The 25,112-nt window shown below is 61.8% G+C and carries 20 protein-coding genes and 9 pseudogenes; 16 read left to right on the plus strand and 13 right to left on the minus strand.

Features of this window, described 5'->3' with window-relative positions; all coding sequences use genetic code 11:
* Nucleotides 1-39: 39 nt before the first annotated feature.
* The 10 genes and pseudogenes from H9L15_RS19660 to mazG all read left to right on the plus strand — a co-directional run bounded on the left by H9L15_RS19660 (nt 40) and on the right by mazG (nt 8,328).
* On the plus strand, nt 40-438 hold the full coding sequence (locus H9L15_RS19660) for a lytic murein transglycosylase (protein ID WP_317617491.1): 399 nt from the start codon (nt 40-42) through the stop codon (nt 436-438).
* A gap of 71 nt (nt 439-509) precedes the next feature.
* Nucleotides 510-1,682, plus strand: a pseudogene (locus H9L15_RS10470) (D-alanyl-D-alanine carboxypeptidase family protein).
* Entirely contained in the window at nt 1,679-2,305 is a 627-nt protein-coding gene (tmk, locus tag H9L15_RS10475) for a dTMP kinase (protein ID WP_187714037.1), read from the plus strand. The pseudogene H9L15_RS10470 and the gene tmk overlap by 4 nt, the downstream one beginning before the upstream one ends.
* Nucleotides 2,302-3,233 (plus strand): annotated as a pseudogene (locus H9L15_RS19665) (DNA polymerase III subunit delta'). The gene tmk and the pseudogene H9L15_RS19665 overlap by 4 nt, the downstream one beginning before the upstream one ends.
* Before the next feature lie 70 nt (nt 3,234-3,303).
* Nucleotides 3,304-4,797 (plus strand): annotated as a pseudogene (metG, locus tag H9L15_RS10485) (methionine--tRNA ligase).
* A pseudogene (locus H9L15_RS10490) lies at nt 4,794-5,572 on the plus strand (TatD family hydrolase). The pseudogenes metG and H9L15_RS10490 overlap by 4 nt, the downstream one beginning before the upstream one ends.
* Nucleotides 5,569-6,333, plus strand: a complete 765-nt coding sequence (locus tag H9L15_RS10495; RefSeq protein ID WP_187714038.1) for an MBL fold metallo-hydrolase — start codon at nt 5,569-5,571, stop codon at nt 6,331-6,333. Before H9L15_RS10490 ends, H9L15_RS10495 begins: the two are co-directional and overlap by 4 nt.
* On the plus strand, nt 6,333-6,914 hold the full coding sequence (locus H9L15_RS10500; RefSeq protein WP_187714039.1) for a retropepsin-like aspartic protease family protein: 582 nt from the start codon (nt 6,333-6,335) through the stop codon (nt 6,912-6,914). Before H9L15_RS10495 ends, H9L15_RS10500 begins: the two co-directional genes overlap by 1 nt.
* Before the next feature lie 37 nt (nt 6,915-6,951).
* Complete coding sequence (locus tag H9L15_RS10505; RefSeq protein ID WP_187714040.1) at nt 6,952-7,500, plus strand: retropepsin-like aspartic protease family protein; 549 nt, start codon at nt 6,952-6,954, stop codon at nt 7,498-7,500.
* 45 nt (nt 7,501-7,545) lie between these two features.
* Complete coding sequence (gene mazG, locus H9L15_RS10510; RefSeq protein ID WP_187714041.1) at nt 7,546-8,328, plus strand: nucleoside triphosphate pyrophosphohydrolase; 783 nt, start codon at nt 7,546-7,548, stop codon at nt 8,326-8,328.
* On the opposite strand, the pseudogene hflX reads toward mazG, so the two are convergent.
* The 6 genes and pseudogenes from hflX to dusB all read right to left on the minus strand — a co-directional run bounded on the left by hflX (nt 8,307) and on the right by dusB (nt 14,817).
* Nucleotides 8,307-9,605: pseudogene (hflX, locus tag H9L15_RS10515) on the minus strand (GTPase HflX). The gene mazG and the pseudogene hflX sit on opposite strands and share 22 nt — an antisense overlap.
* Nucleotides 9,602-10,077: pseudogene (gene hfq / locus H9L15_RS10520) on the minus strand (RNA chaperone Hfq). Before hfq ends, hflX begins: the two co-directional pseudogenes overlap by 4 nt.
* 18 nt (nt 10,078-10,095) lie before the next feature.
* Entirely contained in the window at nt 10,096-11,475 is a 1,380-nt protein-coding gene (gene ntrX / locus H9L15_RS10525; RefSeq protein WP_187714042.1) for a nitrogen assimilation response regulator NtrX, read from the minus strand.
* The gene (locus H9L15_RS10530; protein WP_187714043.1) at nt 11,465-12,337 is read right to left on the minus strand and encodes a sensor histidine kinase; all 873 of its coding nucleotides are present in this window, start codon (nt 12,335-12,337) and stop codon (nt 11,465-11,467) included. Before H9L15_RS10530 ends, ntrX begins: the two co-directional genes overlap by 11 nt.
* Nucleotides 12,328-13,728, minus strand: a complete 1,401-nt coding sequence (locus tag H9L15_RS10535) for a sensor histidine kinase (RefSeq protein ID WP_223276160.1) — start codon at nt 13,726-13,728, stop codon at nt 12,328-12,330. Before H9L15_RS10535 ends, H9L15_RS10530 begins: the two co-directional genes overlap by 10 nt.
* A 90-nt stretch (nt 13,729-13,818) precedes the next feature.
* Nucleotides 13,819-14,817: a tRNA dihydrouridine synthase DusB gene (dusB, locus tag H9L15_RS10540; protein WP_187714045.1), complete on the minus strand. Its 999-nt coding sequence runs from the start codon at nt 14,815-14,817 to the stop codon at nt 13,819-13,821.
* 66 nt (nt 14,818-14,883) lie between these two features.
* On the opposite strand from dusB, the pseudogene H9L15_RS17650 reads away from it, so the two are divergent.
* Both H9L15_RS17650 and H9L15_RS10560 read left to right on the plus strand, forming a co-directional pair.
* Nucleotides 14,884-16,024, plus strand: a pseudogene (locus H9L15_RS17650) (bifunctional 2-C-methyl-D-erythritol 4-phosphate cytidylyltransferase/2-C-methyl-D-erythritol 2,4-cyclodiphosphate synthase).
* Entirely contained in the window at nt 16,021-16,524 is a 504-nt protein-coding gene (locus H9L15_RS10560) for a CinA family protein (protein ID WP_187714049.1), read from the plus strand. The pseudogene H9L15_RS17650 and the gene H9L15_RS10560 overlap by 4 nt, the downstream one beginning before the upstream one ends.
* On the opposite strand, the gene H9L15_RS10565 is transcribed toward H9L15_RS10560, so the two are convergent.
* A complete protein-coding gene (locus H9L15_RS10565; protein WP_187714050.1) occupies nt 16,485-16,946 on the minus strand; it encodes a type II toxin-antitoxin system RatA family toxin in 462 nt (153 codons plus the stop codon). The genes H9L15_RS10560 and H9L15_RS10565 overlap by 40 nt on opposite strands.
* Nucleotides 16,946-17,862, minus strand: a pseudogene (gene lipA, locus H9L15_RS10570) (lipoyl synthase). Before lipA ends, H9L15_RS10565 begins: the two are co-directional and overlap by 1 nt.
* A 65-nt stretch (nt 17,863-17,927) precedes the next feature.
* Between lipA and H9L15_RS10575 the strand changes: the two are divergent.
* Nucleotides 17,928-18,572, plus strand: coding sequence for a carbonic anhydrase (locus H9L15_RS10575; protein ID WP_187714051.1), 645 nt, complete (start codon nt 17,928-17,930; stop codon nt 18,570-18,572).
* Between the two features lie 9 nt (nt 18,573-18,581).
* Here the strand turns inward: H9L15_RS10575 and H9L15_RS10580 are convergent, their stop codons facing one another.
* Complete coding sequence (locus H9L15_RS10580; protein ID WP_187714052.1) at nt 18,582-18,914, minus strand: YMGG-like glycine zipper-containing protein; 333 nt, start codon at nt 18,912-18,914, stop codon at nt 18,582-18,584.
* Between the two features lie 113 nt (nt 18,915-19,027).
* Here H9L15_RS10580 and H9L15_RS10585 point away from each other — a divergent pair, with 113 nt between their 5' ends.
* The 3 genes from H9L15_RS10585 (at nt 19,028) to H9L15_RS10595 (ending at nt 20,434) form a co-directional block, all read left to right on the plus strand.
* Complete coding sequence (locus H9L15_RS10585) at nt 19,028-19,756, plus strand: NYN domain-containing protein (protein WP_187714053.1); 729 nt, start codon at nt 19,028-19,030, stop codon at nt 19,754-19,756.
* A 118-nt stretch (nt 19,757-19,874) separates the two neighbouring features.
* Nucleotides 19,875-20,258 (plus strand): PAS domain-containing protein, encoded by a 384-nt coding sequence (locus H9L15_RS10590; RefSeq protein WP_187714054.1) that lies wholly within the window; start codon nt 19,875-19,877, stop codon nt 20,256-20,258.
* Nucleotides 20,259-20,272: 14 nt separating this feature from the next.
* Nucleotides 20,273-20,434: a hypothetical protein gene (locus tag H9L15_RS10595; protein WP_187714055.1), complete on the plus strand. Its 162-nt coding sequence runs from the start codon at nt 20,273-20,275 to the stop codon at nt 20,432-20,434.
* A gap of 27 nt (nt 20,435-20,461) precedes the next feature.
* On the opposite strand, the gene H9L15_RS10600 is transcribed toward H9L15_RS10595, so the two are convergent.
* The 4 genes and pseudogenes from H9L15_RS10600 to H9L15_RS10615 form a co-directional block, all read right to left on the minus strand.
* A complete protein-coding gene (locus tag H9L15_RS10600) occupies nt 20,462-20,749 on the minus strand; it encodes a DUF1905 domain-containing protein (protein WP_187714056.1) in 288 nt (95 codons plus the stop codon).
* Nucleotides 20,746-21,663, minus strand: coding sequence for a DMT family transporter (locus H9L15_RS10605; protein WP_187714057.1), 918 nt, complete (start codon nt 21,661-21,663; stop codon nt 20,746-20,748). The genes H9L15_RS10600 and H9L15_RS10605 overlap by 4 nt, the downstream gene beginning before the upstream one ends.
* 2 nt (nt 21,664-21,665) lie before the next feature.
* Nucleotides 21,666-23,345, minus strand: a complete 1,680-nt coding sequence (gene ettA, locus H9L15_RS10610; RefSeq protein WP_187714058.1) for an energy-dependent translational throttle protein EttA — start codon at nt 23,343-23,345, stop codon at nt 21,666-21,668.
* 73 nt (nt 23,346-23,418) lie between these two features.
* A pseudogene (locus tag H9L15_RS10615) lies at nt 23,419-25,022 on the minus strand (long-chain fatty acid--CoA ligase).
* Between the last annotated feature and the right edge of the window lie 90 nt (nt 25,023-25,112).

Consider the following 25,112-nt stretch of genomic DNA (forward strand, 5'->3'; position numbering starts at 1 on the left):
TCGTGGTCAAGCTGCGCGCCGACGGCGACGGCGACGGCTATGCGACATCTGGGGAAGCGAGGCGGACGGTCTCGCGTCGATCGCCAATTATCTCCGCAATGCGGCTGGAAGGCCGGCGTTCCCTGGGGCGTAGCCGCGCGCGTGTCGCCGACGCTCAATCGCGCAGCGATTCGTTCGACCCTTCGGGCTCCGAGATGCGAGCGTGTCTATGCGAGGCACAGCCGCTGGCTGACGGTCGGCCAATGGCGGGCGATCGGCGTTGTCCCGTACAGCTCGGCTCTCGCCAACACCGAGGTCGCAACCCTCCTCGAGCCCGACGGGCCCAACGGGACGGCGTACCTGCTTACCGGCAATTATCGGGCGATCCTCGATTACAATTGCTCGAATTTCTACGCGTTGTCGGTCGGCCTTCTCGCAAACGCGATCACCGGGCGCTGAACCCCTCGCGCCAGCCGAATCGCGGCGATAGGAAGGTCACTCACCTAGCCAAGCAGGACATTTCCGAGTCGATGAAACGCGCAGTACTGATTGCTTCCGTCACCGCCCTGACTCTAGCCTCCGGAGCGCCTGCCAAGGCTCCCCATTCGATACGCCCGCCAGGGTTGCCTATCTGATCGACCTGACTTCGGGGGCGGTCTTGCTTTCGAAGAATGCTGACGTCCGGATGCCGCCCGCGTCGATGGCCAAGATGATGACCACCAACGTCGCCTTCGAGCTGATCAAGAAGGGCGACCTCAAGACTGACAAGAAGTGCACGGTCCGCCCGGAGACGTGGCAGAAATGGCATGGCCGCAAGCCGGCTCGACCATGTTCCTCAGTCCGAACGAGCAGGTGTCGGTCGACGAGTTGCTGAAAGGGATCATCACCTTGTCGGGCAACGACGCTTCGGTCGTGCTCGCAGAGTGCATCGCGGGGACGGAGGAAGCCTTCGCCAACGTCATGAACGAGAATGCAAAGCGGCTGGGGCTGACGAATAGCCATTTTGGCAATTCGAACGGCTGGCCGGACGAGGGCCGGACCTACGTCACCGCTCGAGACCTGGCTACTCTGGCCCGAGCGGAGATCGAGAACTACCCGATCTCTATAAGAAATATTACAGCCTTACCGAGTACACGCACGGGCAGACGCTGGGGTCGGGCGCCGCGATCACTCAGGCCAACCGCAACCCTTTGCTCGGCCGTGTCCCGGGCGCTGATGGACTGAAGACCGGCCATACCGAGGAGGCAGGCTATGGCTTCACCGGTTCTGCGGAGCAGAACGGACGCCGCCTGATCATGGTCGTGGCGGGTCTCGACAGCTTCAATCAGCGGATCACGGAGTCGGTTCGGCTGATGCAGTGGGGCTTCAACGCCTGGCAGTCGAAGCCCTTGTTCAAAGCCGGCGCAAGCATCGGATCCGCGAAGGTCCAACTGGGCAGCAGTAGCGAAGTCCCGCTGGTGGCGCCGCGTGACCTGGCCGTGACGATCCCGGCGGGAGTGCTCTCCAAGACCGGAGCGATGAAGATCCGCTACCAGGGACCGGTCAAGGCTCCGATTGCCAAGGGGCAGCACATTGCCGATCTGGTCGTGGCCATGCCAGATGGAGAGCAGGTGATGCCGCTCGTCGCCGGAGAAGCCGTTGGCGAAGCGGGCTTTTTCGGTCGCGCGTGGATCGGCCTCAAGCAGCTGTTCGGCATGGCGTGAGCGACGGACCGCGCTTCATCACGCTCGAAGGCGGAGAGGGCGTCGGCAAGTCGACCCAGCTGAAGGCCCTTCATGCCGCGCTGGCGGAAAGGGGCCTGCACTGCGCTATTACGCGCGAGCCGGGAGGCAGCGAGGGCGCCGAAGCGATCCGCGCTCTCGTACTCAGCGGCGACGACTCCCGTTGGTCCTCAGAGGCCGAAGCCCTGCTGTTCGCCGCTGCGCGTGCGGATCATGTCGAAAAAACGATCCGACCGGCGCTGGAGCAGGGCCACTGGGTGCTCAGCGATCGCTTTCTGGACTCGTCGCTTGCATATCAAGGCGGTGCGCTCGGTCTCGGAGTAGAGCGCGTTCGTGAACTTTACCGCTTCGCGTGTGGCGACTTCCTGCCGGACAGGACGCTCGTTCTGGTCCTCGATGAGGGTGCGGAGCGAGCCAGAGCCCGCGACACTGAAGGTTCTGATCGGATCGGTGGACGCTCCGACGCCTTCCATAGGGCGGTGGACGTCGCATTCCGTCAGATCGCCGCTCAAGAACCCGATCGCGTGCGACTAATCGACGCTTCAGGAACGCCACAGGACGTTACGGCGCGTCTTCTCGACAATCTCGCGGACCTGCTGCCATGATCTTCGGACAGGACCGAGCCGTTGAGCAATTCACCGCAGCGCGGCAGAGTGGTGCTCTTCACCATGCATGGCTTCTTTCGGGTCCAAAGGGCGTTGGAAAGGCAAGCTTTGCGAGGCTGGCGGCAACCCGCTTGCTCTCAGAGGCCGCAGGCCCTGCCTTCTCTGCCGCTGGCCTCGAGACTCCGGAAGATCATCGGATCGCCAAGCTGGTCGAAGCCGGAAGCCATCCCGACCTGCGCTGGCTGGAGCGGCTTACCAACGAAAAGACCGGTAATCTCGCTCGGAATATCAGCGTCGACCAGGTTCGCGCGCTCGGCGAACTGTTCGACCTGACGCCGCGCTGTCGCCTTGGCGCGCAGTGGTCATCGATTCGATCGACGACCTCGAAAAATCCGCCGCCAACGCTCTTCTCAAGATGCTGGAGGAGCCGCCGGCGAATACCATTTTCTTCCTGGTCACGCATGCACCGGGGAGATTGCTACCGACGATCCGGTCTCGTTGCCGGCGGCTCGACTTCCAGCCGCTGGACGATGACGCCATGACGTCGATCCTGGCGAAGGCCCTGCCGATGCAAAAGGATTTCGAGAGGACGCGCGTCATCTCGGCGGCCGCAGGCTCCGCTGGAAGGGCTTTGGCACTGGCTGAGCTCGACCTCATTTCCCTGGAGGACAAGGCGCTTCGCATTCTCCGCCAGGGCGATCCGACCAACGGCCGACGATCCGACCTGGCGACGGAACTCGGCAAACGCGGCGCAGGCGACCGCTACGCAGCCTTCCTTGAGATCCTGCCGTCCGTCATCGCCCGCGAAGCCCGTTCGCTGAGCGGCGCCCCAGGCAAAGGGCAGTGGATGCCTATTCTCGCACCCGCGAGCTGGTGGCGATCGCTCCCCGCCTATCGCTCGATCCCGCGGCAACGGTGTTCCAGCTAGGGGGAATTCTCGCTTCGGTTGCCGACCCGCTTCCTTGAAGCCCCAAACCGCCCCGCTAGGGCGGTGACGAATGTCCGAACCTTTCTACATCACCACCGCGATCAGCTACCCGAACGGGCCGCCGCACATCGGCCATGCCTATGAGGCCATCGCGGCTGACGTGATCGCACGCTTCCGGCGATCTCAGGGATGCGACGTCCGGTTCCAGACAGGAACGGACGAGCATGGGCTCAAGATGGCCCAGGCGGCCCGTGCGGAGAATATCGAGCCTCGTGGCCTTGCGGACAGAATGTCGCGTCTTTTCCAGGAGATGTGCGACACGCTTAATGTCTCGTACGATCGTTTCATTCGCACCTCCCAGCCCGACCATTACCGCGCAAGCCAGGCGATCTGGAAAGCAATGGAGGAGAGGGGGACCTCTATCTCGATCGCTACGAAGGTTGGTACTCGGTCCGCGACGAGGCCTACTACGAGGAAGACGAGCTCATCATCGGCGAAGGCGGCGAGAAGCTGTCACCGCAGGGAACTCCGGTCGAATGGACTGTCGAAGAGAGTTGGTTCTTTCGGCTGTCGAAATATCAGCAGCCGTTGCTCGACCTCTACGCGTCAAACCCCGAGTTCATCCAGCCGGACACCCGGCGCAACGAGATCGTCCGCTTCGTCGAAGGCGGCCTGAAGGATCTCAGCATCTCGCGCACCAGCTTCGACTGGGGTGTCCCGGTGCCGGGCAGCGACAACCATGTGATGTACGTCTGGCTGGACGCGCTGACGAACTACATCACCGGGCTTGGCTATCCCGACGAGACTGAACTGTGGGAGCGCTACTGGCCCGCGAACGTCCACCTGATCGGGAAGGACGTGGTCCGCTTCCACGCCGTCTATTGGCCGGCGTTCCTGATGTCGGCGGGGATTGCGTTGCCGAAGATGGTCTACGGTCACGGCTTTCTGCTGATCCGCGGCGAGAAGATGTCGAAGAGCGTCGGCAATGTCGTCGACCCCTTGCGCTCGCGCGGGCTTTGGCGTCGACCAGTTGCGCTACTTCCTCATGCGCGAAGTCACCTTCGGTCAGGACGGGAGCTACAGCGCCGAAGCAATCGTCAACCGCGTGAACGCCGAGCTCGCGAACAGTTTCGGCAATCTGGCGCAGCGCACTTTATCGATGGTCTTCAAGAACTTGAATGGAGTACTTCCTGCTGCAGGGGAACTCGCAGAAGATATCGATCTACTTCGTAAGGTTGATCAGGCCTGTGCGGATCTCAATGCGCGATTTGACGAGTATGCTTTCTCGGCGGGGTTAGAGGCCTGGATGGGCGCGGTCTTCGCCTGCAATGCCTATGTGGACGCACAGGCGCCGTGGGCGCTTCGCAAGACCGACGCGAACCGCATGGCAGCCGTGCTCGGCACGCTGGTGAGCGCCGTGCGGCAACTCGCTGAAGCTGTTGCACCAGTGATACCGTCCGCGTCGGCTGCGTTACTGAGCCAGATCGCGGAGGGGGACGACGGCAACCCGATTGCGCAGCCCCAACCTCTGTTCCCGCGGCTGGAACTGGAAGACGAGGCGTGAAGCTGATCGATAGCCATTGCCACCTGAACTACGCGGGCCTCGCCGAGCGCCAGGACGAGGTGCTCAATAGTGCCCGAGACAGAGGGGTAGCCGGGTTCCTCAACATTTCGACCCGTCAAAGCGAATGGGGAGACGTCCTTGGCGCCGCCGAGCGCAATCCCGATGTCTGGGCCACCGTCGGTGTCCACCCGCACGAGGCGGACGCCCATCCCGACCTCGGCGCCGCGGCCTTGATCGAGGGGGCCAACAACAGCCGGATCATCGCCATCGGGAGTGCGGGCTCGATTATCATTACGACAAAAGCGATCGTGCCGCGCAGAGGGACCGCTTCCAAGCCCATATCGACGCGGCGCGCGAAACGGGCCTTCCGCTGGTCGTCCATACCCGCGACGCCGAAGACGACACGGCCGAGATCCTGGGCCGCGCCGTGCGAGAAGGGGGCATTTCTGGCGTGCTCCACTGCTTCACAGGGACGGCAGACCTCGCCCGCAAGGCATTGGATTTCGGCTTCTTTATCTCGCTGTCCGGCATCGTGACCTTCAAGAATGCGAAGGATCTGCAGGACACCGCGAAATGGCTTCCGTCGGACCGCGTCCTGATCGAGACGGATTCGCCATTCCTCGCACCCGTTCCCCATCGCGGGCAGACTTGCGAACCGGCATTTGTCGCGGACACGGCCGCGTTTGTTGCCGATCTGCGAGGTGAGGGCGTCGACAAGCTCGCGGAAACCACGACCGCCAACTTCTTTCGGCTATTCTCCCGGGCCGCTGCGTGAAGGTTCGCGTTCTCGGCTGCGGAACATCCTTCGGAGTTCCGCGGATCGGGAATGACTGGGGCCTTTGCGACCCTCATGAGCCCAGGAACCGCCGTCTCCGCTCGTCGATCCTGCTCCAGGTCGACGGGCAGCGCCTGCTCGTGGATTGCGGGCCAGACGTCAGACAGCAGCTTCTCGAGGCCGAAGTCAGATCCCTCGACGCTGTAATCGTTACGCATGATCATGCCGATCATTGCCACGGGATCGACGAACTTCGCGCCGTTTCCCAGGCTAACGGCGGCCCGATCCGCCTGCTTGCGCGCGCCGGCGTCCTGATAGGGCTCGAACGCCGCTTCGGATACATCTTCAAGAACCGGGGCCTTTACGAAGCTGTTGCCGAGCCCGATCCGGTCGGCTCTGAACTATTGTTCGGAGGCGCACGGATACGCTTTGTCGATCAGCCACACGGCGGGATCACATCGCTCGGAATGCGGGTCGATCACGCAGATAAATCGATCGCCTATTCGATCGATTTCAATGCGCTAACCGAGGAAATGCGTGCGTTGTATCAGGGCGTTGACGTCTGGATCAGCGACTGCCTGGGCCGCAAGCCGCATCCGACGCACGCCCATCTCGAAGCCGTGTTGCGCTGGGGCGAAGAGATGAAGGTCGGGAAACTGTACCTCTCACACCTCAACAACAGCATGGACTATCAAACGCTCGTAAGGGAGCTGCCTGATTGGGCGGCGCCGGCGCATGACGGACTGGAGATCGCGTTCTGATGGCTGAGAAGGGGCCTTACATCGTCTATTATGTGATCGCGGCAACCTTCGTCGCGAGCGCTTTGTTCGGAATGCGCCAGCCGATCGGGAAGACACTCAAAATGGTGTTGGCCTGGGTCGCGATTTTTGGGGTGGCGTTCATTCTCTTCTCATTCCGAGGTGAATTCAGCAGCTTCGGGCAGCGACTGAAGGCGGAAGCGCTCGGAACTCCAATCGAAGACGGCAAAGCTTTGCGGATCCCGATGGCGGACGACGGGCATTTCTGGGTCAACGCAAAGATCAACGGCCGCGATGTGCGGCTCATGGTCGACAGCGGCGCATCTATCACCACCGTTTCGAGGAACGTGGCCGAGGCCGCCGGCATGGAAATTGGCAACGAACACGTCCTTGTCAGCACGGCGAACGGCATGGCGCGCGCGACCAAGGGCTGGGCGAGCCGGCTGGAGGTCGGATCGATTGCACGGACCGACTTCCCCGTCGACATCAATGAGAACGATGACGTCAATCTGCTTGGAATGAACTTCCTCTCGTCGTTGTCCAGCTGGCGAGTGGAAGGCAATTACCTGGTGCTGCAGCCATGATGACCAACAGCCTGATGCTGGGGGCGTCTACCTGCTGATGGCACTAATGCTCGTTCTCGGCAGCCTAATGGCCCGACGTGAGCCGTTTGCCAGGACGATCACGATTATCCTTGCCTGGATTGCGATATTCTCCGGAGGGTTCGTTCTCTTCACGTTTCGGGACGACCTAGGATACGTAGCCCAGCGGTTGCGGTCGGAGGCGACTGGCGAGCCGGTTAGGCATGGCCGCGAAATCCGCATTCCGATGGCCATCGACGGCCATTTCTGGGTCGATGCACGCGTCAACGGAAAGCCAATCAAATTCCTGATCGACAGCGGCGCGACCATGACCACGATTGGACGCCAGACGGCTGCGGACGTAGGCGTGCCCGTAAGTCCGAACCGGAACCAGATCGTGCGGACCGGTAACGGCTTCATTCGCGTCGCAACCGGCACAGCGAAGGATCTGCAGGTCGGCGACATCGAAAGACAGAACCTGCCGCTGCACATTGCCGATGACGATGATTTGAATGTGCTGGGGATGAATTTCTTGTCCTCGCTACGGCGTTGGGGCGTGGAAGGGCGTTGGCTGATCCTTGAGCCCTGAATCTAGTGTAGTTTTACATAATACATATTATCATACTTTTAAAATATGCGGTCTCAGCATGACGAAGGAGCCCTCTTGAGCCTCGAACGCCTAGTTTCGATCATGAAGCGCCTGCGCGACCCGGTCAGTGGTTGCGAATGGGACAGCGTGCAGACATTTGCGACGATTGCGCCCTACACGATCGAGGAAGCGTACGAAGTCGCAGACGCGATCGCGCGCGAAGACATGGACGCACTGGCCGACGAGCTTGGCGATCTGCAGCTTCAGGTCGTATTCCACTCCCGAATGGCCGAGGAAGCCGGCAAGTTCACGCTCGACGACGTCCTGAACCGCATCTGCGACAAGATGGAACGCCGACATCCGCACATTTTCGGGAACGCCAAGGATGGCGGCCATCACCTGTGGGAAATCATCAAGGCCGAAGAGCGCGCCGCAAACCCGGACAAGAGCGCGCTTGCGGGAGTCGCGCTGGCGCTACCGGCATTGGAGCGCGCCGCGAAGCTCCAAAGGCGGGCCGCAAGAACGGGATTCGACTGGCCTGACGCATCCGGAGCCCGCGCCAAAGTCTATGAAGAACTCGACGAGCTGGAACGCGAAACCGAACACCAGCCCATGTTCGAGGAAATGGGCGACCTCCTCTTCGCTGTCGTCAACTTAGCACGGAAACTTGATATCGAACCTGAAGCTGCTCTTCGCGCAGCCAACTACAAGTTCGAACGACGCTTTCGCGAAATCGAAAGGGCCCCAGGATTTTCAGACATGTCGCTCGACGAGATGGAAGATCTCTGGACCAGCGCGAAGAAGTCTCAGGCCGCTTCCATCGCCTGAAACCGGGCCCAATTGTCCGCCGAGAGCCGCACGGACACTTCGAGCGCATCTCCGGCAACACGTTGCTCAAGCACTTCACCTCGCGAGTGCAGCCATGCCAGCCGGCTTCCATCTGCCGCGTCGAGGCGAACCTGATGAATCTCGGTCCTTGCTGAAGCGTTTGGGCGATGCGCTCTCGAAGATGATCCACGCCCCAACCGCTCAGGGCAGAGATTGGCACCACGTCTTCCCGCCGTTCTGCCTCTGCTAAAAGGGCTTGGCGCTCTTCCTCGTCGAGCAAATCGACTTTGTTCCAGGCCTCGAACCGTGGCGGCCCGCGCCCTCTTCCAGCCCAACGACGCGAGCACGTCTTCGACATCCGCGGCCTGCGCATCACGATCCGGGTGCGCCATGTCGCGGACGTGAACCAAGAGGTCCGCCGAAGCCACCTCTTCCAATGTGGCCCGAAAAGCGGCGATCAATTCGGTCGGGAGGTCGGAAACGAAACCCACGGTGTCGGACAGGATCGCCTTGTCAAAGCCCGGTATCCGGATGTTGCGCATCGTCGGATCGAGAGTCGCGAACAACATGTCTTCAGCCAGCACGCCGTCACCCGTCAACGTGTTGAATAACGTCGACTTTCCGGCGTTCGTGTAGCCAACCAAGGCAATGACTGGCCAGGGTGCGCGCTGCCGCCGGCCGCGATGAAGAGCACGGGTCCGCTTGACCTGCTCCAACTCTCGCCGAATGCGCGCCATGCGATCGCGGATCAGGCGCCGGTCCGCTTCGATCTGCGTCTCGCCGGGACCGCCCAAGAAGCCAAAGCCGCCGCGCTGGCGCTCCAGGTGGGTCCAAGTCCGCACAAGGCGTCCGGCCTGATAATCGAGATGCGCCAACTCGACCTGCAGTCGGCCTTCCGCGGTCGCCGCCCGCTCGCCGAAGATCTCCAGGATGAGGCTGGTCCGGTCGACGACCTTGGCGCCAACTTCCTCCTCCAGCGACTTCTGCTGGACCGGGCTCAGCGGAGCATCAACGATCAGCAGTCGCGCGTCATTCTCCTTGGCGATGTCGGCGATTTCCTCGACCTGCCCCTTCCCCAGCAGCGTTGCAGGCCGGATTTGCCGCAATCTGAAGGCCTTGCTGGCAACAACATCAACGCCAATCGCCCCGGCGAGGCCTTCTGCCTCCTCCAGTCGCGCCTCAGTCGAGCGGCGGGACCCTTCCCCTACCCGCTCAGGTACGACCACCACGGCACGCTCGCCGCGCGTGACGTCATTTTCGCTATCGTAAGTCGTCATGCCGCTGGCGTTTCATGTTCGCCCAGATCAAGCGCGTGCGGAGGCTGCAACGTGGAGATTGCGTGTTTATAAACGAGCTGCAGTTGCCCGTCCCGCTCCAGCAGCACCGAAAACTGGTCATATCCCGAGACCTGACCCTGAAGCATCACCCCGTTTACGAGAAAGAGCGTCATCGGCTGCTTCTCGCGAGCAGCCGCGGCGAGGAACGTATCCTGCAAAGATGGGCGGCCATTGGGATCGGGTGAGATCTCTGGCAGATCAGTCGGCGATCTCTGCGGCATGATGGTCGAGATGGCGTGCTTGTACACGAGCTGTGAGGTGGAATCGCGCCGTAACAGCAGGGAAAAAGCGTCGAACCAAGTGATGACCCCTGAAGCTTCACGCCTTTTACAAGGAAGATCACGGCGGGCGATTTCGAGCGTCGAACGGTGTTCAGGAAATGGTCCTGCAGGCTTTGCGGCTTATCGACCATTCAAACTTCCGCTCAGGCTCACTCATCTCCGTCGCGCTTATCGGCGATGCCCAATGCCTTGAGCTTCCGATGCAGCGCCGACCGCTCCATTCCGATGAACGACGCTGTGCGCGAGATGTTGCCCGAGAAGCGGCGGATCTGGATTTTCAGATACTCGCGCTCGAAGGACTCACGAGCTTCGCGAAGTGGACTGCCCATGATCGTCAGCGTCGCGCTGGAAATGCCGGTCGAGCCTTGGTTGTCGAGAATTTCGGAGGGCAGTTGCTCAACATCGATGCTGGTGACGTCGCCCGGCGCGAGGATCACGGTCCGCTCGATGATGTTCCGCAGCTGGCGGACGTTCCCCGGCCACTCATGCGCCTGCAACGCCGCAACGGCTTCCTCCGACAAGTTCGGCGGCGTGATTCGGCGGTCCGAGGCGAAACGCGTGAGGAAATGATTCGCCAGTTCGGGAATATCCTCCCGGCGCTCGCGCAGAGGCGGAATCCGCACCGGCACGACATTGAGCCGATAGTAGAGATCTTCCCGGAAGCGCCCGTTCTCGATCTCGTCGGCCAGGTTCCGGGACGTCGCCGAAAGCACGCGGACGTCGACCTTGATCGGACGCTGCCCGCCAATGCGGTGGTAGCTCTGGTCGGTGAGGACGCGGAGGATCTTGCCCTGCGTAGTCAGCGGCATGTCCGCGATTTCATCGAGGAACAAGGTGCCGCCGTGAGCCTGTTCGAGGAGACCAGGCCGAGCGACGCCGTCGGACTCGCTTCCGAAGAGTTCTTCTTCCACTCGGTCAGGGCTCATTGTCGCTGACGAGACCACGATGAAGGGCGCTTTCGCGCGCGGGCTCCAGTTGTGGATCATCCGCGCGGCGATTTCCTTGCCGACACCGGCAGGCCCCGTAATCAGCACCCGGCTGCCGGTCGGAGCGACGCGCTTCAAGGTCGCACGCACGTTGTTGATGGCAATGGACGTGCCGTTGAGCTCGTCGTCCTGGCCGACCTGCTGCCTGAGATTTTCGTTCTCGCGGCGAAGCCTGTCCGTCTCCGTCGCTCGAGCGACGAGGTGGACGAGGCGCTCGGCCTCGAACGGCTTCTCGATAAAGTCGATTGCGCCTTCGCGGATGGCCGCAACGGCAGTGTCGAGATTGCCGTGTCCAGAAATCATCAGCACAGGGAGGTTCGGATCGCGTCGCTTCACCTCCTGCAGGATCTGCAAGCCGTCGAGGCGCGAGCCCTGCAGCCAGACGTCGAGCAGAACCAGCGACGGGCGTCGCTCCTCGATCGCATCGAGCGCGGCCGTGCTGTCGGCCGCAGACCGGACGCTATAGCCCTCATCCTCCAGCACTCCGCTGACCAGCTCGCGGATGTCGGCTTCGTCGTCGACTACGAGAACCTCAAGCGCCATCAGTTACTCCACCGTCTTCTTCTTCAGTTTTCAGTTCCCCCATTTCGGAACTTTCATTTGGCTCTTCGTGAGCCTCCGATTCGAGCGTCGCGAGGTGCTGGGCATCGAAGGCGATCCGCACATGCGTGCCGCCGCCGGGACGATCGAGAAATGCGATCTCGCCAAGATGCTCCTCGACGATCTTTTTGACGATGGCGAGCCCGAGCCCCGTCCCCCGCACCCGTGTCGTCATATACGGCTCAGTCAGCCGCTCCCGTTCTTCCGGCAGGCCCACGCCCGTATCGATGACGTCGATGATCAGCTGGCCCTGTGCCTCGTGGATTTTGAGGTCCACGCGGTCGCCGGCGAAATTATGCTCTCCCCTGCTCCGCCGCGCTTCGATCGCCTCGACGGCATTTTTCACCACGTTGCTGAGAGCCTGGCCGAGCTGCCGCCGATCGCAAACCATCTCGATCGGCCCTTCGGCCGGTGACAGCGAGAAGTTGACGCCGGGATGCGCAACCTCGTGGAGGAATAGCGACTGCCGCGCGATTTCGTGGATGTTTTCTTTCCGAAAGACCGGCTTCGGCATGCGCGCGAAGTTCGAGAATTCGTCCACCATCCGGCGAAGGTCGCCAACTTGGCGGACAATCGTTCCAGTCAGTCGCTCGAACGTCTCCGGCTCCGACTGGACTTCCTTGCCGAAACGCCGCTGAAGCCGCTCGGCCGCAAGCTGGATCGGGGTCAGCGGGTTCTTGATCTCGTGCGCAATCCGCCGGGCGATATCCGACCAGGCCGCACGGCGCTGGTCACTGAGCTGATCTGTGATATCGTCAAAGGTAATGACCGCACCTTGCTGATAACGAACACGTTTTACCGCCAAAGTGCGCTGCCCTGACTTAGAGACGATGAGAACGTCGGCTTCCCTTTGCTCCCCGCCATGAATTCGTCGAGTTCCGGCGAAACGTCTTGCAGGGAAACTCCCTCCAAGGCCTCATCCTCATGCTGAAGCAGGCTTTCGGCCGAGCGATTGATCAGGAGGATACGATTCCTGGCGTCTAGGGCAACAACGCCCGAGGTCACACTGGAGAGAACAGCCTCGGTGAAAGCGCGACGCGTCTCGAGTTGAGCGTTCGCCGACATCAAAGCGCTAGTCTGCTCGTCAAGACGTCCGGTCATGCGATTGAAGGCACTGGCGAGCGTCTGAATCTCGTCTTCGGTTTTCGTAACCGGCACGCGGGCGGAGAAATCACCCTCCTCGATGCGTCCAGCGGCCGCCACCAGTTGGCCCATCGGCCGAACGAGGCGATCCGCAAGCTTGAGAGCAGCTGCGATCGCGAAGCCGACGATGACCAACGCCACCACCAGGAGCGCGCCGTTGAACCTAAGCTGGTTGTTCCGGGATCGCGAAAGCAGGGACTGATAGTCCTTCAGGACCTGCGTTCCCCGGTCGATCTGCTTCTGGAACTCCGGATCGAACACCCTTGCTGCATAAAGGTACGTGTTCGGGCCGTAATCGAGACGGGTGAGCGCTCCGATCCGATCCGAAGAATTGAGATTGATAACCCGTTGGTTCTGCAGCTTCCGAATCTGGTCCGCGGTGACTACGGACTCGAGATTTCGCGCATATGGGTCGACGAGCGCGATCGATTGGACGAGGCCCTTGTCGGAGACGTTCAGGATGACCGCCTCGGAGAGGTAACGATTGAGGACCTGTCGAGCAAAACCTTCCTGAAAGCGCGGATCTTCGATCGTAACCAGCCGCAGATATTCTGCGACGTCACTGCTCATCACTGTCGTTTCGTTCGCGACACGCTCCTCTTCCGCACTGTACGCGGCCTGAGGGATCGCAACCGTGTTCTCGAGCATGTTGCGCGCACGGTCTGAGAACCAGAACTCCATTCCGCTCTGGAACAGCAGTGACGCGAAGATCGCCACGAGCACGGTCGGGACCGCCGCCAACACTGAAAACAGCGTCACAAGCCTGGCGTGAAGCTTGCCGCTGCCCAGCCCTTCCCGCTTTGCGCGCTGACGGGCCACGCGGCGCGAATAGAGCACCATCAGAGCAATGGCCGGAATGAGATTTGCGACCAGCAGCAACGCAATCAGTGGAGGAGACAGCAAGGACCCAGGTTGGGCGCTTCGCGTCAGGACCCAAGTGCTGAAGGCGACTGTGGTGATGAGGACGGCCGCCACGCCCAACGTGGCGAAGCGCGACACGCGGCCAGTCGCCCGATTCCGGGCAAGCCAGCTCGAAAAATCGTTCTTATTCAACTGCGATTCGACGGCAGGCGCATCCACGCGCGCCGCCTAGCACAGCAGTTGCATGAAAAACACACTTACTGAAGCCGAATTGCCGCTTTTTCAGGCCGCCGCGCGCGAGAGCCAAGGCGAATAGAACTCGCGAAGCATCGAAACGACGGTCTTGGGATCGTCCTGCTGGTTCACCGTGTTGCGAAGCTCGGCCGAACCAGGAAGCCCCTTTGTGTACCAGCCGATGTGCTTCCGAGCGAGATTCACGCCGGTGTGCGTTCCGTACAGCTCTAGCATATCCTCATATTGCTCGAGCATCGTCGTCAGCTGCTCATCGAGCGTCGGATCGACCTTTTGTCCACTCTCGCCGAGGTCTGCCATCGTCTGACCAAGCAACCACGGTCGGCCATAAGCACCACGGCCGATCATCACTCCGTCAGCACCCGACTGCCGCAAAGCCTCCCGCGCGTCTTCGATCGAGCAGATGTCGCCATTCGCGATCACCGGGACGGACACCGCGTCCTTCACGCTGCGGATGAACCCCCAATCCGCGCTACCCTTGTACATCTGGCATCGCGTGCGACCGTGAACGGTGATCATCTTGATCCCGAGATCCTCGGCGATGCGGGCCAGCTCCGGCGCGTTGAGGCTGGAGTGATCCCAGCCCATGCGCATCTTCAGCGTGACCGGCACCTTCACCGCCTTCACTGTGGCGTCGATCAGTGCCGCCGCCAGCGGAAGATCGCGCATCAGCGCCGAACCCGCATCGCCGTTGACGACCTTTCGGACCGGGCAGCCCATGTTGATGTCGATGATCGCCGCGCCGCGCTGTTCGTTGAGCTTGGCGGCTTCGGCCATAACGTCCGGCTCGCAACCGGCCAGCTGGAGCGAAACCGGCTCCTCACTCGGATCCCACAGCGCCTTCTGCAGCGACTGGCGCGTCTCCCGGATCATCGCCTGGCTGGCGATCATCTCGCTGACCGTGAGGCCGGCGCCGAAGCGCTTCACGACCTTGCGGAACGGCAGGTCGGTGACGCCGGTCATCGGAGCCAGAATCACTGGCGACGCGATCTGGACGGGGCCGATCGAGATAGGCTTCAGCGCGGTCATGGGTTGGGCGCATGTAAGGGAAGAGCCCTTGGCGGACAAGGCAAGCGGCCCTAAGGCGCGCGCCGAATGTCCGTCACTGCCCTCATCGTCGCCGCCGGGAAGGGCGAACGCCTCGGCGGCGAGGTTCCTAAGCAATATCAGAGCTTGGGGGCCGCCCGGTCCTTCGTTGGGCGGTGGAGGCCCTCATCAGGCATCCGTCGATCGATCAGGTCCGGGTAGTTATCGGGGAAGGCCAGGACGGTCACGCCCGCGAGGCGCTAGACGGGCTTGCTGTCGGCGATCTGATCATAGGAGGTGCGGAGCGTTCAAATAGCGTGCTCAACGGTCTGCATGCGATCGGCGAAGGCGCTGTGCTGGTTCACGATGCCGCCCGACCCTTCTGCCCACCTGAGGTCGTCGAACGGCTGTTGGCGGCGCTTGAACAGGCGGATGGCTCGGTTCCGGTTCTCCCGGTCGCCGACACTCTCGCCTCAGGCGGCCAGTTTCTCGAGGCGCCGGTTGACCGACGAAACCTGTTCCGCGTGCAGACCCCCAGGCCTTCCACGTGGAGGACCTGATACATGCGTACCAAGAAGCAGGCGGAGCTTCGGCGACGGACGAATCGACGGTAATGCTGTCCGCAGGGCTGAAAGTCGCTACGGTTGAGGGCGATCCGATGCTTGAGAAGCTCACCATGCGCGCAGATTGGGAACGAGCGGAAGCCATTCTCGCATCGCGACTGGTGTCACGAACCGGTATGGGGTTCGACGTCCACGCCTTCGCGGGTGAGGGACCAATCATGTTGGGCGGTATCCCCGTCCCGCATTTGCGCGGTCTGTCGGGCCACAGCGACGCGGACGTCGCCCTTCACGCCATCACCGACGCCCTGCTCGGCGCGGCCGGCCTGGGTGACATTGGCGAGCACTTCCCGCCGTCCGATCCGCAGTGGAAGGGCGCATCATCCGATCTGTTCCTGAAGCACGCGGCGACGTTGATCAGAGACCAGGGCGGGCTAATCGATCACGTTGACGTCACCATCGTCGCCGAGGAGCCAAAGATCGGACCCCATCGTTCCGCGATCCGGGCACGTATCGCGGAGATCCTGCAGATGGCCATCGAACAGGTGAGCGTGAAGGCGACGACCACAGAGGGACTCGGCTTCACCGGGCGCCGCGAGGGCATGGCTGCGCAGGCCGTGGCAAGCATCCGTCTAGGCTTTATTCGGTGAGCGAAAATCTTCTCCCAAAGGCGCTGGTCGACAAAGCTCGTGAAGTCGTCGAAGCCAATCGCGCGGCCGGTAAAAGGATCGCCGTTGCCGAGAGCTGCACGGGTGGCCTGGTCAGCGCCGCGATAACCGAGATCGCTGGGTCGTCGGATGTCTTCGAAGCGGGTTACGTCACCTATTCGAACGCCGCCAAGATCGCCGACCTTCACGTCAGCCAGGAAGTGGTGGAGACTTTTGGCGCCGTCAGCATTGCCACCGCCTGGGCCATGGCGCGTGGCGCCCTTCAAGCCAGCGAGGCCGATACGGCGGTTGCGATTACGGGAATCGCCGGGCCGGGCGGCGGAAGCCCCAGCAAGCCTGTCGGAACGGTGGTCTTCGCCCGCGCCGACCGCGGCAAGGACCCTTCGGAGATCCACGCCGATCAGAAATTCTTCGACGAGCCGGGACGCGCCGGCGTTCGCCTTCAGGCGGCGCTCTGCGCGCTCGACTTGTTGATGCCGTAGAGAACGGCGGCGCGTTCCTCGAATGCCCGTGTCATGCGTCGGAGCGCTCGATCGAACATTTGGCCGGCTAGTGCTTCGAATATTCGCGACTTGAATGCGAAGTCGACCGAGAAACAGAGGTTCGTGCCGCCATCCGCTGCAGGTTCGAACTTCCACTCATTGTGGAGAAACTTGAGTGGGCCGTCGACATAGTCGACGAGAATGCGGTTCGGCCGGTCCTTGTCGACCCGACTCGTGAAGCGTTCCTTGAAGGCGTTGAACCCGACGACGAGATCGGCGACCGTTTGGGTTGGGCTGGACGACCGGATGCGCACTGCCACGACCCAGGGCAGGAACTCATCGTAGCGGGCAACATCGGCAACGAGGTCGAACAATTGCTCCGGAGTATACGGGAGGTGCTTCGTCTCCGTGTGACGCGGCATCAGCCGTTCGCTCGCTCCAGTTGGGCGTTGCGGGCGTCCTGCAATTTCTTGAAGTCGTCTCCCGCGTGATAGCTCGACCGCGTGAGAGGCGAGGCTGCAACGAGAAGGAACCCCTTGGCCCGGGCGATCGCCGAGTAGGCGTCGAACGCTTGCGGAGTGACAAACTCCTCGACTTTCGCGTGCTTGGGCGTCGGCTGCAAATACTGCCCCATGGTCAGGAAATCGACGCCCGCAGAGCGCATGTCGTCCATGACCTGATGCACTTCGAGCCGCTGCTCGCCAAGCCCGACCATCACGCCCGACTTGGTGAAGATATGCGGCGCCTTGCGCTTCACGCTCTCCAGCAGCCGTAATGACGCGTAATAGCGGGCCCCGGGCGGATCGTCGGATAGAGCCTCGGGACGGTCTCGAGATTGTGGTTGTAAACATCCGGGCCAGCCTCGACGATCGCGTCGACAGCCGCCTCGCTCTTGTTGCGGAAGTCCGGCGTCAGGATTTCGATGGTCGTTTGCGGCGTCCGCTTCCGGAGCGCCTGGATCACCTTCACGAACTGCGAAGCACCGCCGTCGGGAAGGTCATCGCGATCGACCGATGTCACGACGATATGCTCGAGGCCGAGCTCGGCGGCCGCGATCGCGACATGCTCGGGCTCCAGCGGGTCGACCGCTCGCGGCATCCCGGTCTTCACGTTGCAGAAGGCGCAAGCCCGCGTGCAGGTATCGCCGAGAATCATCACGGTGGCGTGCTTCTTGGTCCAGCACTCGCCGATGTTCGGACAGGCCGCTTCCTCGCACACGGTCGCAAGGCCGAGATCGCGCATCAGCCGGCGCGTCGAATGATAAGCTGGACTTGTCGGCGCCTTGACGCGGATCCAGTCTGGCTTGCGCTGTCGAAGGACCGGTGCGGGATCGTTCATGCTGGCCAGATAGCGATTGGTCCCGCCGCTTGCCACCCCCGCCCTGCACCGGCTAGCGGGCACCGATGCCCTACCTGAACCAGCTCATCGAAGGTTATCGCCGCTTCCGCGCCAACGACTGGGAGCATGAGAGGGACCGCTGGTCGGAGCTTGCCGAGGGCCAGAACCCGCGGGTTATGATCCTCTCTTGCGCTGACAGCCGGGTCGACCCCGCGCAGATCTTCGATGCTCGGCCCGGAGAGATGTTCGTAGCGCGCAACATTGCCGCGCTCGCCCCGCCCTATGAAACCAGCCAGGGCTTTCACGGCGTGTCCGCCGCGCTCGAGTTTGCGGTAACGCAGCTAAAAGTCGGCGAGATCCTGGTAATGGGTCACGGCCTGTGCGGCGGCTGCGCCGCCGCGCTGACCGGTCAATTCGACGACACTGCGCCAGGCGAAGGCCACTTCATCGCTGACTGGGTGCAAATGCTGAAGGGCGCGAGAGATTCGGTCCGGGCTCGTCACAGCGAAATCGACAACGAGGCGTTCCTCGAAATGGAGCAAGAGGCGGTGAAGGTCAGTCTCGCCAATTTGCGGACGTTTCCGTGGATCGCCGAGCGTGAGCAGGCCGGTGAGCTCAAGCTGCATGGCGCGCATTTTTCAATCGCCGAGGGCCAGCTCTACATACTGGACGAGGCGGAAGATACCTTCCGCCCCGTCTCAATGAACTAATCTAACTTATTAGCAACGCGTGTTATAATCGTAGACCGGACGTCCGTACTGGTCGACGTAATAGCAATAGCCGCGGGTGTCGCGGTAATACTGCTTGCCCTTGATGACCGCGCCGAGGACGCCGCCCAGAACGGCACCGGCGATTGCGCCCTCGACTGGGCTGACTCCGCCAACCACAGCGCCGACCGCGGCACCGCCAACGGCGCCGACTGCGGCACCCGTCGCGACACGGCGACCCTGGTCGTTCTGGTAATAGGGGTCGTTGTAGCCGTAAGGGTTCGTTGCGCATCCCGTTACAGCGATACTCGCGGTCAGAACCGCGGCAATTGCAGTTTTCCTCATCGACTGTTCCTCCAAGCCCGTTATTTCCATCCCAATGCGGTTTCAGTGCTCGAACAGGCGTTTCGTTCCCGCACCGAACCATTAAGACACGGCGACATGAACGGATTCAGAATATGAATGAGCGGCACGACGAACGCGAGGACAACATCGCCCTGCTCATCGATGCAGACAATGCCAGTCCGGAGCATCTCGATGAAGTCCTCCTTGTTCTCGGCGAGCTCGGCGCCATCAATGTCCGCCGCGCCTACGGCAATTGGGCGAAAACCAGCCTCAAAGGCTGGGGTAACCTGACCGGCATCCACTCGATCGTCCCAATGCAGCAATTTGACGTCGCCAAGGGCAAGAGCGCAACGGACATGCGCATGACGATCGATGCCATGGACCTACTCTACCGGGGGCATGTCGACGGCTTTGGCATCATGTCGAGCGACAGCGATTTTCTGCCCCTCGCCCAGCGGATCCGCGAAGAAGGGCTGCCTGTTTACGGCTTCGGTACGGCGAAGACGCCGCTCGGCTTTCGGCAGGCGTGCACGCGGTTCTTTGACGTTGCGGCCCTGCAGCTGCCGCATGACGCGCAAACCGCGGATGCTGCAACGGCCGACAGCGAGAACCCCGTCGATGCTGAGCTCATCGACCTCCTCGGCCAAGCGTACAAAGCGTCCAAGCGCGACGACGAAGGCTATGCGTCCCTTTCAGAACTCGGGCAGCGGGCAACTGCCGTGTCGAGCTTCGCTGCCCGGAATTACGGCTTCACCCGCTTATCGGATCTCATTCGGTCAATCCCGAACTTCGAGGTCAAATCCAATCCAGACGGCAGCCTGCTCGTCAAACGGCTGAGATAACAAGCGAATTTGTTGCTTCGCTGACACAGGACAAAGCAATCCGAAAATCCCGGAACTCGGTACCGCTACAGCAGTTTGCATTCAGGATTAGGGATCAGGATTTAAGTCGGACGAACGAATGCTGGATTCAAGCAGTCCGGAAGCATTGCTTAGTTGCGCGCTTGCTGCTGTCGACGACGAGGCAGCGTTCCGGGCAGAACTCGATAAAATCCCCGTGCCGGCTTACACCGCCGATCGAGACGGGCAGATCACGTATTGGAATCGAGCTTGCGTGGACTTCGCCGGTCGCGCGCCTCAGCTCGGCCAGGACAAGTGGTGCGTAACGTGGCGCCTTTTCACGCTGGATGGGGAACTGCTGCCACCGGAGGAATACCCACTGGCCAAGGCGATCAAGGAGCGCCGATCGATCCGGACCGACGTCGCTGTGGCGATGCGCCCCAACGGGTCTCGGGTTGCCTTCCGCCCTACCCTACTCCGGTTTTCGACAAGGACGGGCAGTTGAAGGGTGCCGTCAACATGCTGATCGACATCAGCGAGGAGCAGGTCGAATCTCTTCAGGAGCAGGCGGCCCGACGCAGACGGCTCGCGAATGCCACCGACGACGGTTCCGCGCGCGAAATCCTGCGGTCGATGGCCAACGGCTATGAGGATTCGGCCGACGCGCTCCGCAAGTCCTAGGGCAAAACCCCCTCGGGCTACCGGTGCCTAGAGGAGCTCCAAGACCAGATGCACGAGATCGTTGGCGATGATTCCAGCCTCGCGGCGAACCTGTGCCTTCACGGGTAGGATGTAGCCACCGCTCTTCTGCGGAAACACGGATGTCCGCCAGGTGACGTCATTGATCGTCGCCTCCACGCGCACCGACCCGAACCCACCGCGATTCAGAAGGCTGTGCGCTCTTATCTCGCCTGAAAGATTCTCGGGCACAGTGACAAAGTGCCAGCTCGCGCTCTCACCGCTCCAGATCCAGAGGGGTGCCGTAAGTTCGATCAAACCGCTGGGACCGCTGCCGGCCCTTCTCTCAATCGTCGCTGGTGCTCCCGCCAAGCCGTGTAAATGCCGCTGCCAGTAATCAGAGCGGCACCTGCCACCGTGTGCATGCTCGGAACGTCCGAAAACAACATCCAGCCGAAAATCGTCGCAGCCACGATTTGAAGGTAGTCGAAGGGTGAAACCACGGAAACGGGCGCGCGCAGCGATGACGTCATCAGCAACTGCCCTACCCCGCCTGCCAAGCCACCCACAGCGACTAGAGCGAATGCGCGAGGTGCATGCATCTGGCCGAAGACCGGCATCAGAAGTGCGCCGACGAGGATACCGGCCGCAGCGAACCAGAACACGATCGCCGCGACATTTTCGCTTCGCTGAAGATGGCGGAGGGTTGTCGTCACACCCGCTTGCCCTACTGCACCGATCAGCGCGATCGTCACGCCGAGCAATGGCAGGCTGGACCCACCCGGACGAGCGACGATCAATACACCAACGAAGCCCAGAGCCACCGCGGCCCAGCGATGAGCACCGACATGCTCGCGAAGGATCAGGAACGACAGGATCGTCGCGAAGATCGGCGCAGTGAAATTGATGGCCGTCGCATCCGCCAGCGGAAGCAGGATCAAGGCCTGAAAGGTCAGCCCCATTGAAGTCAGTCCAAGCGCGCTCCGCCAGACGTGCGCCAGCGGGCGCTTCGGTCTGAGAGAGGCGAGGCTCTCGCGATTCAGGACCCAGATAAGGACGACCGGCAGGCTAAACAGCGAGCGGTAGAAGACCAGCTCCGGCGCATTCAACCCTTCCATGGACGCCAGCTTCAGCAAGGCGCCCATGCTTGAAAAACTCAGCCCGGAGCCGATCCTGCAGAGGATGCCGCTGACGACATGATCGTGGTCATGTCGAGCAGCGGCCCACCGCATATTTAGCGGGTCAGCTTTCGGTAGCTGGTGCGGTGCGGACGAGTCGCCTCCTCGCCGAGGCGCCGGATCTTGTCTTCCTCGTAAGCCTCGAAGTTGCCTTCGAACCATTCCACATGACTGTCGCCCTCGAATGCCAGGATGTGCGTCGCTAGGCGATCCAGGAAGAAGCGGTCGTGGCTGATGACCACCGCACAGCCGGCGAAATTCTCGATCGCTTCTTCGAGCGCACCCAATGTCTCAACGTCCAGATCGTTGGTCGGCTCGTCGAGCAGCAGGACGTTGCCGCCGCGCTTCAGCATCTTGGCGATGTTGACGCGGTTGCGCTCACCGCCAGACAGCTTGCCGACGTTCTTCTGCTGGTCCTGGCCCTTGAAGTTGAAGGCGCCGACGTAGGCCCGCGTCGATTGGTCGTGGCCATTGACCTTCATGTAATCGAGCCCGTCGGAGATCTCCTCCCAGACGTTCTTCGAGTCATCTAGGTGGTCACGGCTCTGGTCGACGTAGCCAAGATGGACGGTCGGACCGATGTCGACCTCGCCCGAGTCCGGCTTTTCCTGACCGGTGATCAGCTTGAACAAAGTCGACTTGCCGGCGCCGTTGGGACCGATGACGCCAACGATGCCGCCGGGCGGAAGCGTGAACGACAAGTCGTCGAACAAAAGCTTGTCGCCATAGGCCTTGGAGATGTTCCTCACTTCGATGACCTTGCCGCCGAGGCGTTCGGGCACCTGGATGAGGATTTCCGCCTTGCCCGGTACGTACTTTTCCTGCGCCGAAACCAGTTGATCGAACTTGGCGATACGCGCCTTCGACTTGGTCTGCCGCCCCTTCGCGCCCTGACGGATCCACTCAAGCTCGTGCCGGATGGCCGTTTGGCGGCCGGTCTCTTCGCGCTCTTCCTGCTCTAGGCGCTTGGCCTTCTTCTCAAGGTAGGTCGAGTAATTCCCCTCGTACGGGAAATATTTCCCGCGATCGATTTCAAGGATCCAGCTCACCACATTGTCGAGGAAGTAGCGGTCGTGAGTGATCATCAGAACCGCGCCCGCATATTCCTTGAGGTGCTGTTCCAGCCACTGGACGCTCTCGGCGTCGAGGTGGTTGGTCGGCTCGTCGAGCAGCAGGATCGACGGCTTCTGGATCAGCAGCCGGGTCAGCGCGATGCGGCGCTTTTCACCGCCTGAAAGGTTCTCGACCGACCAGTCGGACGGCGGGCAGCGAAGTGCTTCCATTGCGACTTCGAGCTGGTTGTCGAGCGACCAGCCGTCAACGGCGTCGATCTTTCCCTGGAGGTCGCCCATTTCTTCCATGAGCTTGTCGAAGTCAGTGTCTTCCTTGGGGTCGCCCATCTCGGCCGAAATCGCATTGAAGCGGTCGACCATGTCGGCGACGTCACGGGCGCCGTCCTTGACGTTCTCAAGCACGTTCTTCGACGGATCGAGCTGCGGCTCCTGCGGCAGATAGCCCACGGTAACGTTCTCGCCCGGCCAGGCTTCACCTTGGAAGTCCTTGTCGATGCCCGCCATGATTTTCATCAGCGTCGACTTGCCGGCGCCGTTCGGGCCGACGATGCCGATCTTGGCGCCGTGGTAGAATTGCAGGTTGATGTTGTTCAGCACCGGCTTCTGCGCGCCGGGGAAGGACTTGGTCATGTCCTTCATGACAAATGCGTATTGGGCGGCCATGGGGTCGCTTGTCTTCCTTTGGGTTCGGGATTTGAACGCGAGTTAGGCGATGAGCGGCGGGATTTCCACCCCGTCAGCCGCGGCCGATCATTTCCTCGGCATTTGCAAAGCGATAATCCTTGAACCTCTCGCGAAGGCGAAGCTTCGAAAGCTTACCGGTCGCCGTATGCGGCAGCTCGTCGACGAATTCGATTGCGTCCGGCATCCACCAGGAGGCGACATGCTTGCGAAGCTGGTCGCGGATTTCGCCCTCGGTCACCGCGCTGCCATTTGCCCTGACAACGCAGAGCAGCGGCCGTTCGTCCCACTTGGGATGCGGGATACCAATTGCGGCCGCCTCCGAAACTCCGGGGCAGCCGACAGCGGCATTCTCAAGCTCGATAGAGCTGATCCATTCGCCCCGGACTTGATCACGTCCTTCGACCGATCGGTGATCTGCATGGTGCCGTCGGGATGGAGCACGGCGACGTCACCCGTATCAAACCACTGCTCCTCGTCCGTCGCGTCCTCGGTCGCCTTGAAATAGCGTTTGATGACCCATGGCCCACGGCACTGCAGCCGACCTGAAGACTTGCCGTCACGAGGCTGCACGCATCCCTCGTCGTCGACGATCCGGAGCTCGACTCCGAAGGGAACCCGTCCCTGTCGAGCAATGTATTCGACCTGGTCTTCATCGCTCAGATCGTCGAAGCCCGCCGGAGGCGCCCCGCACGTCCCGATCGGCGACGTTTCAGTCATTCCCCAGGCATGTCCAACCTGAACCCCGCGGTCGCGCAGCCAACGGATCATAGCCCGCGGCGCCGCCGACCCACCAATCGTGACCTGCTTGAGATCGGGGAATGTCTCACCGGTCCGCTCGACATGGTCGATCATGGTCAGCCACACCGTCGGCACGCCAGCGGAATGCGTGACCTTCTCGTCGCGAAAGAGCTGGCACATCTTCTCGGGCCGATAGTCCGACGACATCACCAGCTTTGCGCCGCAGGCTGGAGCCGCCCACGGCACACCCCAGGCATTGGCATGGAACATCGGGACAATCGGCAGGACGACAGCCTGCTTGGACATTCCCATGATGTCGGGAGTCATCTGCGCGAGCGTATGAAGCATCGTCGAACGATGCTCGTAGAGGACGCCCTTCGGATTGCCCGTCGTCCCGCTCGTGTAGCAGAGGCCGATCGGATCCCGCTCGTCGCCATCGACCCAGGCGTAATTGCCATCTTCGACGTCGATCCAGTCGCGGAAACCTGGCTCACCCACCGGGGGATCGAAGCAGATGAAATGTTCGATCGTCGTCCACTTCGGCTTCATGCGCTCCACGATCGGTGCGAACGCACGATCGTAGAGGAGGACGCGATCCTCGGCGTGATTGGCGATATATTCCAGCTGGTCGTCGAACAGCCGGGGATTGATGGTGTGCAGCACGGCTCCCATCCCGGTCGTGCCGTACCAGGAAATCAGATGATACTCGTGGTTCATCGCGAGCGTCGCGACACGGTCACCGCGCTTGATTCCCAGGCGCTCGAGTGCCTGCGCCATCTTGCGCGCGTCGCGAGCCACGTTTCGCCAATTGGTCCGGGTCAGGCGCCCGTCCGCCCAAGCGGTGACCACCTCCCCTTCGCCATGCTCACGTTCGGCGTGGTCGATCAGCCGCGTAACGCGCAGCGACCAGTCTTGCATTGCCCCTAGCTGCACAGCGCTCTCCCAACCGCAGCGCCGGCAGTTTGGACTGTCAGGACGAAACCGACAACTGGTTCGTTATTGCTACGG

The organism is Sphingomonas daechungensis, from assembly GCF_014489495.1.
Lineage (GTDB): Bacteria > Pseudomonadota > Alphaproteobacteria > Sphingomonadales > Sphingomonadaceae > Sphingomicrobium > Sphingomicrobium daechungense.